Below are 14,308 nucleotides of genomic sequence, written 5' to 3' on the forward strand. Positions count from 1 at the left end.
GTGCGCCCGCCTAACATTGCTTGGAACATACTGCCCGTCTGCACGGCAGTTCCAAGAATAAGTGTGAGGCCCCCTTGAAAGAGAACCCTTTTTTATGGCCGGCCGCTAGTGCCGGTTTCAAGCAATCGGAATCGGGGTCCCTGGAAAAAGGGACCGGTGAGGAAGATGATTTGCCGCTGCGCGGTGAGCTGTTCAGCGCGCAACAGATGGAGCAGCATGGCCGCGCGCTGGCCGCCAGCCATGAACTCAGCAAGCGCGGCGGTGGCGACCGCCTGCTGGCGAGGCTGAGCGAGAACGAAGTGCTGCTCGGCGCCACCTGCGAAGGCCTGACCGCGGCAGTCAAGGAAGGCCGCCAGGTGACGCCGGCATCGGAATGGCTGCTCGACAACTTCTACCTGATCGAAGACCAGATCCGCACCGCGCGGCGCCACCTGCCCAAGGACTACAGCAAGGAGCTGCCGCGCCTGGCCAAGGGCGCGCCGGAAGGCACGCCGCGCGTCTACCAGATTGCGCTGGAAATCATCGCGCACGGCGACGGCCGCGTCGATCCGGAAAGCCTGAGCCGTTTCGTGGAAGCCTATCAGGAAGTGGCAACCTTGAAGCTGGGCGAGCTGTGGGCCATTCCCATCATGCTGCGCCTGGCGCTGATCGAGAACCTGCGTCGCGTGGCGGCGCGCGTGGCGGAAAACCGCTTCCAGCGCGACCTGGCCAATAGCTGGGCCGACCAGATGGTGGAAATCGCCGACAAGAACCCGAGCGGCTTGATCTTGCTGGTGGCCGACATGGCGCGTTCCGAGCCGCCGATCACCAGTGGCTTCGTGGCCGAACTGGCGCGCCGCTTGCAGGGGCAAAGCCCGGTGCTGACACTGGCGCTCAACTGGATCACCTACCGCCTGGCGGAGTCCGGCCAGACCATCGAGCAGCAGATCCAGGCTGAAATCCATTTGCAGGCGGCCGAGCAGGTGTCGATCGCCAACAGCATCGGCAGCCTGCGCTTCCTCGGCACCATGGACTGGCAGGAGTTTGTCGAGACCATGAGCGTGGTCGAGCAGTCCTTGCGCGAAGATCCGGCCGGCACCTACCCGGACATGGACTTCTCCACGCGCGACCAATACCGCCACAGCGTGGAACGCATGGCGCGCTATTCGCGCGCAACTGAGGCGGAAGTGGCGCAGCAGGCGCTCGAGCTGGCGCGCGCGCGCGCCGCCGATCAGGACACGCGCCTGCATCACGTTGGCTATTACCTGGTCGGCGACGGCATGCTGCTGCTGGAGCGCCAGGTCGGCGTCCGCCTGCCGCCGCTGCGCTCCCTCAAGCGCACCATGCGCACCTCGCCCTTGCTTTCCTATCTCGGGGCAATCGGCGCGCTGTCGGTGATCGCCACTGCGCTGATGCTGGAGCGCGCCTGGCGCGACGGCGTGCAGCCGTGGGCGCTGCTGGTGCTGGGCATTCTCGCACTGATGGGCAGCAGCCAGCTGGCGCTGGCCCTGGTCAACTGGGTGGCGACGCTGTTTGTCGAGCCGCGCCCCTTGCCGCGCATGGATTTTCGCCATGGCATTCCGCCCGATGCACGCACCGTCGTGGCGGTGCCGGCCCTGCTGTATAGCCGCGAGAACGTCGATGAGCTGTGCGAGCAGCTCGAGGTGCGCTTCCTGGCCAACCGCGACCCCAACCTGCGCTTCTGCCTGCTGACGGACTTTGCCGATGCACAGGAGGAGACGCAGCCGGCCGACGCTGCCCTGACCGAGCGCGCGGCCGCCAACATCGCGCGCCTGAACCTGAAGTACACGGAACAGGACGCCGCCGCGCCCTTCCTGCTGCTGCATCGCCCGCGCCGCTGGAACGCAGCGCAGCGCGCCTGGATGGGCGAGGAGCGCAAGCGCGGCAAGCTGTCCGATCTGAACCGCTTCATGCGCGGCGGCGCGCAGGACGCGTTTTCGCTGATCGTTGGCGAGATAGAAGACCTGCCCGCCTTTAAATATGTGATCACGCTCGATAGCGACACGCAGCTGCCGCGCGATGCCGCGCGCCAGTTTGTTGCCACCATGCGCCACCCGCTCAACCTGCCGCGCATCGACCAGCGCCTGCGGCGCGTGGTGGCCGGTTATGGCATCCTGCAACCGCGCGTCGCGGTCAGCCTGCCGAGCGAGGATGCTTCGCGCTATGAAAAACTGTGCGGCGGCGAACCGGGAATCGATCCTTATACGCGCACCGTCAGCGACGTCTACCAGGACGTCTTTGCCGAAGGCTCCTTTATCGGCAAAGGCATCTACGATGTCGACGTGTTCGAAGAAGTGCTGGGCCGGCGCCTGCCGCAGAACCGCATCCTGAGCCACGACCTGCTGGAAGGCTGCTACCTGCGCGCCGGCCTGCTGAGCGACGGCCAGCTGTATGAACACTATCCGGCGCGCTACCGCGATGACGTGAGCCGGCGCCAGCGCTGGATCCGCGGCGACTGGCAACTGCTGCCATGGCTGATGCAGCGCGTGCCGCTGGCGGGCGGCAAGCATGAAAGGAATCCGCTGTCCGCGCTCTCGCGCTGGAAGCTGTTCGACAACTTGCGCCGCAGCCTGGTGGCGCCGGTCCTGACCTTGTCGCTGCTGATGGCCTTTGCCGCCCTGCCGCATCCATGGTTCTGGGCCTGCGCCGTGCTGGCGATCATCTTCCTGCCGCCGCTGGCCAGCGCCATCCACGACTTGCTGCACAAGCCCGACGACACGCTGTGGAGCCAGCATGCGCCGGCTTCGCTGCGCCGCAGCGGCATGCAGTTCGCGCACGCCTTGCTGACGCTGGTATTCCTGCCGTATGAGGCTTATGTCAGCCTGGACGCCATCGTCCGCACCGGATGGCGCCTGCTGGTGTCGCGGCGCCGCTTGCTGGAATGGCGGGCATCGGGGCTGTCGCATGCCGGCACCAGCCTGGCCAGCAACTGGCGCACCATGTGGATTGCGCCGCTGCTGGCGCTGGGAGCCGGGGCCGGCCTGGCCGCGCTGCGCCCTCAAGCCGTCGAGGCGGCGCTGATCTTTGTCGCGGCATGGTTCGTCTCGCCGATGGTGGCGTGGTGGATCAGCCTCCCGATCGCGCGCGTGCAGCGGGCGCTGAAGGAAGACCAGAACCTGTTCCTGCACAAGCTGTCGCGCAAGACCTGGCTGTGGTTTGAAACCTTTGTCGGCCCGGAAGACAACTGGCTGCCGCCGGATAATATGCAGGAGCATCCAACCCAGGTGGTGGCGCATCGCACCTCGCCCACCAATATGGGCATGGCCCTGCTGGCCAACCTGACCGCCTACGACTTCGCCTACATTTCCGGCGCACAGCTTGTGGCGCGCACGGCCAGCACGCTGGACAGCATGTCGCAGCTTGAACGACACCAGGGCCACTTCTACAACTGGTACGACACCCAGTCGATGAAGCCGCTGCATCCGATCTATATTTCCACCGTCGACAGCGGCAACCTGGCCGGGCACCTGCTCACGCTGCAGGCCGGCCTGGTCGGCATTGCCGAACTGCCGATCGTGCATCCGAACCTGGCGCAAGGACTGGCCACCACCTGCGCCCTGCTGCGTGAAGCCGCGGCAACGGCGGGCAGCGTGGCAGCCGATTCGCTGGCCGCGCTGGAAGCGGCCATTGCTGCACCGCCGCCTGACTATCCGCCAAGCTTGCGGCAGCAGCGCGCCTGGCTGCTGCGCGCTTGCGAGGGCGCCGAACTGTTCCTGCGCCAGGCCTCGGTGCCACTCGATCCGCAAGTTGCGGCGTGGGCTGGTGCGCTGCATGCGCAGTGCCGCAGCCTGCTGGACGAACTGGACGGCTTCGCGCCCTGGATCACGGCGCAGGCCGACGCGCAATACGACACGACGCTCGACCGCGTACCGACCTTGCGCGAACTGGCCAGCTGGCCTTTGCCGGGGGCGGTGCCGAGCGACCTGGCGCCGGACGAGCGCGAACGCCAGCAGCAGCTGGCAACGCTGGTGGAGCAGGGCGCGGCGCGCGCGCGCGAGCGGCTCGACACGCTGAACCGTCTGTCGCACCAGGCCAACGAATTCGCCCAGTGCGAGTACGGCTTCCTGTTCAACCCGACCACCAAGCTGCTGGCCATCGGCTACAACCTGAGCGAGCGGCGGCTGGATGCGAGCTGCTACGACTTGCTGGCCTCCGAAGTGCGGCTGGCCAGCTTTGTCGCCATCGCGCAAGGACAACTGCCGCAGGAGCACTGGTTCGCCATGGGGCGCCAGCTTTGCATAGTGCACGGCCAACCGGTGCTGCTGTCCTGGAGCGGCTCGATGTTCGAGTACCTGATGCCGCTGCTGGTGATGCCGACCTACCCGAGCACCTTGCTGGACCAGACCTACCAGTCGGTGGTGGCGGCGCAGGTGGAATACGCTAGGCAGCGCAATGTGCCGTGGGGGATTTCCGAATCCGGCTACAACACCACCGACGCGGCGCTGAACTACCAGTACCGGGCCTTCGGCGTGCCGGGCATCGGACTGAAACGCGGCCTGGCGGAAGACCTGGTGGTGGCGCCGTATGCCACCATGCTGGGGTTGATGGTCGACCCGGATACCGCTTGCCAGAACCTGCAGAAGATGGCGGCCATGGGCTTCATGGGACGTTACGGCTTTTACGAGGCGATCGATTACACGGCGGCGCGCCTGCCGCGCGGCCAGCAATATGCCATCATCAAGTCCTTCATGGTGCACCACCAGGGCATGGGCTTGCTGGCGCTGAGCTATGTGCTGAACGACCGGCCGATGCAGCGCCGCTTCGAATCCGACCCGCTGTTGCAGTCGACCCTGCTGGTGCTGCAGGAACGCAGCCCGCGCATCGGCGCCTTCCATTCGGCCAGCGCGGAGCAGGCCTCGGTGCGCAGCACGGTTCCCGACCAGGCGGCGCCGATGCGCATCATGAGCCAGCATACGCCGCCGGTGCCGGAAACCCAGCTCCTGTCGAACGGCCGCTACCACGTGATGGTGAGCAGCGCCGGCGGCAGCTACAGCCGCTGGAACAACCTGGCCGTGACCCGCTGGCGCGAAGACAGCACGCGCGACAACTGGGGCCAGTTCTGCTACGTGCAGGACGTGGAGGACGGCGCCGTCTGGTCCACCACCTACCAGCCGACCCAAGCCGAGCCGAAGCGGCTGGAGGTGGTCTTCTCCGAAGGCCGCGCAGAATTCCGCCGCAGCGACAACGAGATCGAGCTGTACACGGAAATCGTGGTGTCGCCGGAGGACGATATCGAAATGCGCCGCACGCGCATCAGCAACCATTCCGAGCGGCGCCGCATCATCGAGGTCACCAGCTTCGGCGAAGTGGTGATGGCGCCGGCGCCGGCGGATAACGCGCACCAGGCATTCAGCAAGCTGTTCGTTCAGACCGAGATCGTGGAGGACGAAAGCGCCATCCTGTGCACGCGCCGTCCGCGCGGCAAGGATGAGAAAACGCCTTACCTGCTGCATGTGATGACGGTGCACGATGCGCAGGTCCAGCAGGTGTCCTACGAAACCGACCGGGCGCGCTTCATCGGCCGCGGCAACACGGCGCAGGCGCCGCTGGCGCTGCGGGAGCCTGGGCCGCTGTCCGGCAGCGAGGGCTCGGTGCTCGATCCCGTGGTGGCAATCCGCTACCGTATTGCGCTGGAGCCGGGGCAGGTGTCGGTGATCGACGTGGTGACCGGCATGACCGACACGCGCGATGCCGCGCAATACCTGATCGACAAATACCAGGACCGCCACATGGCGGACCGCGTGTTCGAGCTGGCATGGACGCACAGCCAGGTGGTGCTGCGGCAGCTCAATGCCAGCGAAGCCGAGGCCCAGTTGTACGCGCGCCTGGCCAACCATGTGATCTATCCGAATGCGGCCCTGCGTGCCGATGCCGGCGTGCTGGTGCGCAACCAGCGCGGCCAATCCGGCCTGTGGGCCTACGCCATTTCCGGCGACTTGCCGATCGTACTGATGGAAATCCGCGATGCCGCCAATATCGAACTGGCGCGGCAGCTGGTGCAGGCGCACGCCTACTGGCGCCTGAAAGGGCTGGTGGTGGACCTGGTGATCTGGTACGAGGACCGCTCCGGCTACCGCCAGGCCCTCCATGACCAGATCATGGGGTTGATCGCTTCCGGACTGGATGCGCAGGCGATCGACCGGCCGGGCGGCATCTTCGTGCGGCCGACCGAAGGCATCGCGCCGGAAGACCGGGTGCTGCTGCAGACGGTGGCGCGCGCTGTCCTGAGCGACGAACGCGGCACGCTGGCCGACCAGTTGAAGCGCGGCGTGGCGCCCACGCTGCGCATGCCGCCGCTGATGGCGGAAGCGCGCACCGAAGCGCTTGAACGCGATGCCGCGGCTGGCGTCCCGTTGCCGGATGACTTGATCCTGGTGAATGGCCTGGGCGGTTTCACGCCGGACGGAAAGGAATATGTCATCGCCACCAGCGCCGGAGAACGCACGCCGCTGCCGTGGTCGAACGTGATCGCCAACGCGCAGTTCGGCAGCGTTGTATCGGAAAGCGGCCAGGCCTACACCTGGCAGGAGAACGCGCATGAGTTCCGCCTGACGCCATGGCATAACGACCCGGTGTCGGACCTGAGCGGCGAAGCGTTCTACCTGCGCGACGAGCAGAGCGGCCGTGTCTGGTCGCCATGCGCCTTGCCTGCGCCGGGCGCAGGCAGCTACCTGACGCGCCACGGATTTGGCTATTCTTCGTTCGAGTACGCGGAAGCGGGCATCAGCAGCCGCATGACCACCTTCGTGGCGCTGGATGCGCCTGTGCGTTACACGGTGATCCGGGTGCGCAACGATTCCGACCAGGCGCGCAAGCTGTCGGTAACGGGATATGTGGAATGGGTGCTGGGCGATATGCGCTCCAAGTCGGGCATGCATATCGTGACTGAAATCGATCCGGTGAGCGGCGCCCTGTTTGCACGCAATGCCTACAACACGGAATTCTCCGGCCGCGTAGCCTTCTTCAATGCCGATGCTTCTGTGCGCACCGTGACCTGCGACCGCACGGAGTTCATCGGTCGCAACGGCAGCCTGGCGCGGCCGGCAGCGCTGCGGCGCGTGCGCTTGTCGGGCAAGGCCGGCGCGGGACTGGATGCCTGCGCGGCGATCCAGGCGCCGTTCGAGCTGCAGCCAGGGCAGGAGCGCGAGATCGTGTTCGTGCTCGGCATGGGAGGCCGCCGCAATGCCGACGCCACCAATGTCGTGCAACGGCATGGCGGGCGCGGTGCGGCGCTGCAGGCGCTGGGCGAAGTGCATGCGCATTGGGACAAGGTGCTGGGTGCGGTGCAGGTACAGACGCCTGAGCCGGAGCTCGATGTGCTGGTCAACGGCTGGCTGATGTACCAGACCATTGCCTGCCGCATGTGGGCGCGCAGCGGCTATTACCAGAGCGGCGGCGCGTTCGGCTTCCGCGACCAGCTGCAGGACGCGATGGCGATGGTGCATACGCGTCCCGACATCCTGCGCGAGCATTTGATCCTGTGCGCGGCGCACCAGTTCGTGGAGGGCGACGTGCAGCACTGGTGGCATCCGCCTTCCGACCGAGGCGTGCGCACGCACTGCTCGGATGACTACCTATGGCTGCCGCTCGCGGCATGGCGCTATGTGTCCAGCACGGGAGACATGTCTGTGCTGGATGAGCAGGCACCTTACCTGGAAGGCCGCCCCGTGCAGCCGGAAGAGGATTCCTACTACGACATGCCGAACCGCTCGGCCCATGCGGGTGACTTGTACGAGCACTGCGTGCGCGCCATCCGCAATGGACTGCGGTTTGGCGAGCATGGCTTGCCGCTGATCGGCTCATGCGACTGGAACGACGGCATGGACAAAGTAGGCGAGCACGGCAAGGGCGAGAGCGTCTGGCTGGCCTGGTTCCTGATTGAAGTGCTGCAGCGCTTTGCCGAAGTGGCCGAGAGGCGCGACGACGCCTCTTTCGCCAGCGAGTGCCGCGAGCAGGCCAAACAGATTGCGGCCAATATCGAAGCCAATGCATGGGACGGCCAGTGGTATCGCCGCGCCTACTTCGACGACGGTACCCCGCTAGGCTCCGCACAGAACGAGGAATGCCAGATCGACTCGATCTCGCAAAGCTGGGGTGTGCTGACCGGCGCTGCCGACAAGGCGCGCGTGGAAGGCGCGATGGAGCAGGTGGAAGCGCGGCTGGTGCGGCGCGAGTTCGGCCTGATCCAGCTGCTTGATCCACCGTTCGATAAGTCCGCGCTGAATCCCGGCTATATCCGCGGCTACGTGCCGGGCGTAAGGGAGAACGGCGGCCAGTACACCCACGCCGCTATCTGGACCGTGATGGCCTTCGCGCGCCTGGGGGACGTTGAACGGGCCTGGGACCTGATGCGGATGATCAATCCGGTACGGCACGGTTCGGATGCCGAATCCTGCGCGCGCTACAAGGTCGAGCCGTATGTGGTGACAGCCGACGTCTACGCCGTCGAACCGCACGTCGGCCGCGGCGGCTGGAGCTGGTACACCGGGTCCTCGGGCTGGATGTACCGCCTGCTGCTGGAATCCCTGCTCGGCCTGACGCGCCAGGCCGACAAGCTGCTGCTGGCGCCGCGCATGCCGGCATCCTGGCCAGGTTTCACGCTGCATTACCGCCACGGCAGCAGCACCTACGTCCTGCGCATCACCCGCGGCGAAGCCAGCGCCTCGCCAACGGAAATCGCCCTGGTCGACGACGGCACAACCTACGAGATAGACATTAAAGTGTAATTTGAAAGCCGGGGTCAGGTCTGGCAATCGGACATCGGGCTGCACCAGATGTCCGATTGCCAACCTGACCCCGACTTTAGGTGTGCTATCCTCTGCGCGCTTGTAACAACAGAGAGATGCCATGTTCCGACTGTCTTTGACTGCTGCTGCGTTGGCGGCTGCGTTTGCGCTACCCGCGCGGGCGCAGGATCCGCTGAGCTTTGCGCGCTACGACCAGGTGCGCACCACTGACTTGCACCTGGACCTGAGAGCCGACTTCACCCGCAAGACGCTCGACGGTTATGCGGAACTGTCGCTGAACTGGATCGACAAGTCGGCGCGCACCCTGGTGCTCGACACGCGCCAGCTCAAGATCGCGCGCGTGCAAGTGCAGCGCCCGGACGGCAACTGGGCGCCGGCCTCCTTCATGCTCGACAAGCAAGATCCTAAGAAGGGCCGCGCCCTGCGCATCGCCCTGCAATCGCAGCCCGAGAAAGTCCGCATCTATTACCGTACCGCGCCGAGCGCGAATGCGCTGCAGTGGATGAATCCCGAGCAGACGCTGTCGGGCAAGCGCCCCTTCATGTTCAGCCAGTCGGAAACCATCGATGCACGTTCCTGGGCGCCGGTGCAGGATACGCCGGCGGTGCGCTTCACCTACAGCGCCCATATCGACGCGCCGGCCGGCATGCGTGTCGTAATGAGCGCGGAAGGCGACCAGCATGCGACCGGCAAGGGCGGCTGGGACTTCAAGATGCCGCAGCCGATCCCGGCCTACCTGCTGGCCATCGCCATCGGCGAGATCGAGCTGCGCAACCTCGGCCCGCGCACCGCGGTGTACGCGGAGCCCGGCCGCATCGATGCCGCTGCCTACGAGCTGGCCGACACCGAGAAGATGATCAATGCTGCCGAAGCGCTGTACGGCCCTTATCGCTGGGGGCGCTACGACATGCTGGTGCTGCCGCCCTCGTTCCCGATCGGCGGCATGGAAAACCCGCGCATGACTTTCCTGACCCCGACCATGATCGCGGGCGATCGCAGCCTGAACGACCTGATCGCGCACGAGCTGGCGCACAGCTGGTCCGGCAACCTGGTGACCAACGCTTCGTGGAAGCACTGGTGGCTGAACGAGGGCTTTACCACCTACGTCACCACCCGCATCGTGGAAAGCCTGTACGGCAAGGAAGTGGCCGACATGAACCTGCAAGTGGAGCAGGCCGAAGCCGTCGCTTCGCTGAAAGACATCCCGCCCGCCAAGCAGGCCTTGCTGACCAAGGACCCCGACAACAATCCGGACACCTACACCGACGAGGGCCTGGCTTACCCGAAAGGCGCCTGGCTGCTGCACACGCTGGAGCAGCGTGCCGGCCGCGAAGTGTTCGACCCCTTCCTGCGCGGCTGGTTCGACCAGCACGCCTTCCAGTCGGCGACCACCGCCGAATTCGTCGACTACCTGCGCAAGAACCTGCTGGCAAAGAATCCCGCCATCATGGGCGATGCGGAGCTGGACGAATGGCTGCACGGCAGCGGCATCCCGGCCAGCGCGCAGTACGTGAATTCGCCGCGCCTGGCCGCGCTGGACGGCAAGCGCGACGCCTGGTTGAAAGGCGAGCTGGGCACCAGCCTGCTGGAGACGCAGCAGTGGACCGCGCTGGAGTGGATGCATTTCCTGAACGGCATCGACAGCAAGGCCAATGCTGCGCAAATGAAGGAGCTTGATGAGGCCTTCAAGCTGCGCGATACGAAGAATAATGAAATCGGCTTCCGCTTCCTGCTGGCGTCCGTGCATGCGGGCTATGGCGTGCGCGAGCCGCTGAATGCCTTCCTCATGAGCGTGGGGCGCCAGAAGTTCGTGGTTCCGCTGTACAAGGCGCTGCTGAACAACCCGAACGAAGCAGCATGGGCCAAAGGCGTCTACGCCAAGGCGCGGCCGCGCTACCATCCTGAGACCCAGGGTTCCGTCGATAAATTGCTGAAGAAATGACCATGCTGCTGAAGAAACGAATTGCGGCCCTGCTCATGCTGGCCTTCGCGGCCAGCGCCGCCATCGGCGCGCCGGCCATCGCCGCGGCGGAAGGCGCGGTAGCCGCTGCCGCCGCCAGTGCGCCAGCCTTCGACCTTGAGCGTGACGTCAACCTGGCGCTGAAGACCTTCGACGTGCCCGGCATGGCCATCGCCATCGTCAAGGACGGCAAGTTGGTGGCGGCCAAGGGCTTCGGCGTGCGCCGGCTCGGCAACCCGGCGCCGGTCACGGGGCAAACCCTGTTCGAGATTGCCTCGAATTCGAAAGCCTTTACCGCTGCCGCACTGGCGCAGCTGGTGGACGAGGGCAAGCTGGGCTGGGACGACCCGGTTACCAAACACCTGCCGGGTTTCCAGATGGCGGACGCCTACGTGACCCAAGCCATGACCGTGCGCGACCTGCTGGTGCACCGCAGCGGCCTCGGGCTGGGCGCCGGCGACCTGCTGTGGTGGCCGACCACGACCTTCAGCACCGATGAAATCATCGACCGCCTGCGCAATGTCAAGCTGGCGACCAGCTTTCGCAACAGCTACGCCTACGACAACCTGCTGTACATCGTGGCCGGCAAGATCGTAGCGCAGAAGTCCGGCAAGAGCTGGGAAGAGGCGACGCGCGAACGCATCCTGGCGCCGCTGGGCATGAATGGCAGCACCACCAATGTCGATGACATGCTGAAAACGGCCGACTACTCGGCGCCGCACAGCAAGATCCATGGCAAGGCCGCCGTAGTCAAGCCGATGCCGGTGCAAAACGCGGTTGGCGCGGTCGGCATCCAGACCAATGCGCAAGACATCGCCAAGTGGATGCAGGTCCTGCTCAACGAAGGCAAGATGGAGAACGGCAAGCAGCTGTTCAGCGCCAAGCAGGCGCGCGAGATGTGGACCCAGCAAACGCCGATGAAGATCAGCGATCCGAAACCGGCACTGGCTGCCACCAGGCCAAACTTCGCGGCGTACGGCCTGGGTTTCCAGCTGCGCGATTACCGCGGCCGCAAGGTCGCCATGCACGGCGGCGCGTTGCAGGGCTTTTATTCGCGCATCGTGATGGTGCCGGAAGAGAAGCTGGGCGTGGCCATCTTCACCAATGCGGAAAACGGCCCGGCCATGACGGCGCTGCAATGGCGCATCCTGGACCATTACCTGGGCGCGGCGCCGACCGACTGGATCAAGCTCTACGCCGAGCAGGAAGCTGAAATGCACAAGGAAGAACTGGCGCGCCAGGGCAAGCTGTCCTCAGCCCGGGCGGCGGCGTCCAGGCCTTCGCTGCCGCTGGCATCCTACAACGGCGACTATAACGACCCCTGGTATGGCACGGTGAGCATCAGGCAGGAAGGCGGCAAGCAGCTCATGTCGTTCAGCCGCACGCCGGATTTGACCGGCACGCTGGAGCACTTCCAGCACGACACGTTCATCGTGCGCTGGAAGGAGCGCAATTTCAACGCCGATGCCTATGTGACGTTTTCGCTGAATCCGGACGGTTCGATTGATCGCATGAAGATGGCGCCAGTGTCCACCGAGACTGATTTCAGCTATGACTTCGCCGATTTGTCCTTTACTCCGGTGAAAAAATGACAAAATTCCGACAATCTTGAAACGAAGTGTGAGAATCATTCATGTGCGCATGCAGCATAATAGCGGCTGGTTTATGCACATGGGAGAATGAATGACTAGCCTGATCGTTTCAATTGCCGTCGTCTTGGGCGGTCTTTTCGTTGCCGGATACGGCTTTGTCACCTTGATGAGCCGCCTGCAATCGCGCTAGGAAGCTCCAGTTCAAATACCTTGCGCTTGCGCGCCGCGATCTCCCCCAGGGCGCGCTGGAAAGCCGGGTAGCCGTTCAACAGTTTGTCGAAACTGCCATCGGCTTGCGCAAGTTTCAAGCCTCGCTCCACCCGCGCCGCCAACGCCTTGTTGTCCTTGCTGACAAAGAAATAGAACGGTACGCGGTAATGCAGGAAGATGGTCGGTTCCACCATCAATCCATCCTTCCCATACACCTGTTCCTCGGCCCAGGCCTCGTGCACGCCGCGCGGCATGTAGTCGAAGCGCTTCGCTTTCAGCATCGGGAACAAAGAACTGTAATTGACCGTCGTTTCAACCGGCAGGCGGTTGTGGCGCAACACGTCCACCGACGGCCAGTTGACGCCCGCGCCGGCAGTCAGCTTGCGCAGGTCGCCCAGGTTGCGAACCTCGCGGAAGCGCGCTTCATCCTCCTTGCGGATCATGAAGACGCGGTAATCGTTCAGCTCGCGCACCAGGGAGATGCGAATCGGCAGCAGGTCGCGCTCGCGCTCGGCGTTGGTGCCGTCCCACATGATGTTGATGACGCCATTGCGCTTGAGTTCCAGGGCGCGGCGCGGGCTGGTCAGTTCGTGGGGATAGAACTCGATGGAGAAGGGGCCGTCGGTCTTTTCCAGCGCGAGGCGCAGCAGCAGGTGGAAGTAGGTGACCTGTACCTCGGAGCCAGGCGTGACCGAGGGCAGGACGAAGCGCATCAGCGGCGCATTGGCCGCGGCGCCCGCACTGGCCAGGGTGGATGCCGCCGCCAGCAGCAAGCCGGCGGCAGCGCGTTGCAGCTTTTTCAGCACCGATTACTGCGGCTTGACGAACTTCAGCGTCATGCGGTCGCTCTCGCCAATGGCAGCGTATTTGGCGCGGTCCTTGTCCTTGTTGGTGAAGGTCGGCGGCAAGGCCCACACCCCGTTCTCGTGGTTGGCGTCATCTTTGGCATTGGCGTTGACTTCAGACTTTGCCACCAGCTTGAAGCCGGCCTGTTCGGCCATCTTGATGACATAGGCTTCGTGCATATAGCCGGTGCTGGCCTTGGCATCCTGGGTCATGGCGGACGGCAGGCGGTGTTCTTCCACGCCGAAGATACCGCCTGGTTTCAGGGTGTCGTAGATGCTGGCCATCAGCTTCTTCATGTTCTCGTCGCCGGTGCCGATCCAGTTATGGATGTTGCGGAACGTGAGCACCATGTCGGCGCTGCCTTTCGGCGCGTAAGTGTATACGCCGTTGCCTGGTTCGAAGGCCCCCAGCACCACCTTGTCGCGGCCCGGCTGCTTGGCCAGGAACTCCTGGAAGCGTTCAGCCGACTTGCGCACGCGTTCGTCGCCCGATTGCGGGCTGGAGCCGGCAGTAATCAGCTTGCCCTGGTCGCGCAGATAGGGCGCCAGGATTTCGGTGTACCAGCCGCCGCCCGGCGACAGTTCGACCACCGTCATGTTCGGCTTGATGCCGAAGAAGGTCAGGGTCTCGTAAGGATGGCGGTACTGGTCGCGTTTGATGTTGTCCGCGTTGCGGGTAGGGCTGGCGATTGCAGCTTTCAGGGCAGGATCTGCCAGTGCAACGCCGGAAAAACTGGTAAAGCCGACGGCCAGCAGGCCGGCCAGGACGTACTGTTTCATTCAGGAGTCTCCTTTTTTCGTTGGGCAGGCGACACAGCGGCTCCGGTCGCCCGGGACTTGATGATCGTGCAAGCTGGCCGCCCGGTCAAGTGTCCGCGCGGACGGTGTGCGGACACTGGGCGGACACTGGAAAATTAAATGGGGACGTACCCCATTTAAAAAGAAATTTCCTGT

At 64.8% G+C, this 14,308-nt stretch carries 5 protein-coding genes; 3 read left to right on the forward strand and 2 right to left on the reverse strand.

The features are described 5' to 3' along the window. Positions 1 to 170 precede the first annotated feature (170 nt). From ACN9MZ_RS03760 to ACN9MZ_RS03770, 3 genes are all read left to right on the forward strand, one after another. The gene (locus ACN9MZ_RS03760) at positions 171 to 8,726 is read left to right on the forward strand and encodes a GH36-type glycosyl hydrolase domain-containing protein (protein WP_426340964.1); all 8,556 of its coding nucleotides are present in this window, start codon (positions 171 to 173) and stop codon (positions 8,724 to 8,726) included. Positions 8,727 to 8,847: 121 nt separating this feature from the next. After that, the gene (locus tag ACN9MZ_RS03765) at positions 8,848 to 10,689 is read left to right on the forward strand and encodes a M1 family metallopeptidase (protein ID WP_426340965.1); all 1,842 of its coding nucleotides are present in this window, start codon (positions 8,848 to 8,850) and stop codon (positions 10,687 to 10,689) included. 2 nt (positions 10,690 to 10,691) lie between these two features. Beyond that, complete coding sequence (locus ACN9MZ_RS03770) at positions 10,692 to 12,299, forward strand: serine hydrolase (protein ID WP_426340966.1); 1,608 nt, start codon at positions 10,692 to 10,694, stop codon at positions 12,297 to 12,299. Positions 12,300 to 12,457: 158 nt separating this feature from the next. Here ACN9MZ_RS03770 and ACN9MZ_RS03775 read toward each other — a convergent pair whose 3' ends face one another. Both ACN9MZ_RS03775 and ACN9MZ_RS03780 read right to left on the reverse strand, forming a co-directional pair. Then, positions 12,458 to 13,315: a substrate-binding periplasmic protein gene (locus ACN9MZ_RS03775; protein ID WP_426340967.1), complete on the reverse strand. Its 858-nt coding sequence runs from the start codon at positions 13,313 to 13,315 to the stop codon at positions 12,458 to 12,460. A 3-nt stretch (positions 13,316 to 13,318) separates the two neighbouring features. Then, positions 13,319 to 14,134: a class I SAM-dependent methyltransferase gene (locus ACN9MZ_RS03780; RefSeq protein ID WP_426340968.1), complete on the reverse strand. Its 816-nt coding sequence runs from the start codon at positions 14,132 to 14,134 to the stop codon at positions 13,319 to 13,321. Between the last annotated feature and the right edge of the window lie 174 nt (positions 14,135 to 14,308).

It is taken from the genome of Pseudoduganella sp. S-14, from assembly GCF_049913285.1.
In the GTDB taxonomy this organism is placed as follows: domain Bacteria; phylum Pseudomonadota; class Gammaproteobacteria; order Burkholderiales; family Burkholderiaceae_D; genus Rugamonas.

Bases quoted from the DNA above. Each gene is read 5' to 3' on its own strand.
- ACN9MZ_RS03780 (WP_426340968.1), bottom strand. From the start codon at position 14,134: ATGAAACAGTACGTCCTGGCCGGCCTGCTGGCCGTCGGCTTTACCAGT.
- ACN9MZ_RS03765 (WP_426340965.1), top strand. From the start codon at position 8,848: ATGTTCCGACTGTCTTTGACTGCTGCTGCGTTGGCGGCTGCGTTTGCG.
- ACN9MZ_RS03770 (WP_426340966.1), top strand. From the start codon at position 10,692: ATGCTGCTGAAGAAACGAATTGCGGCCCTGCTCATGCTGGCCTTCGCG.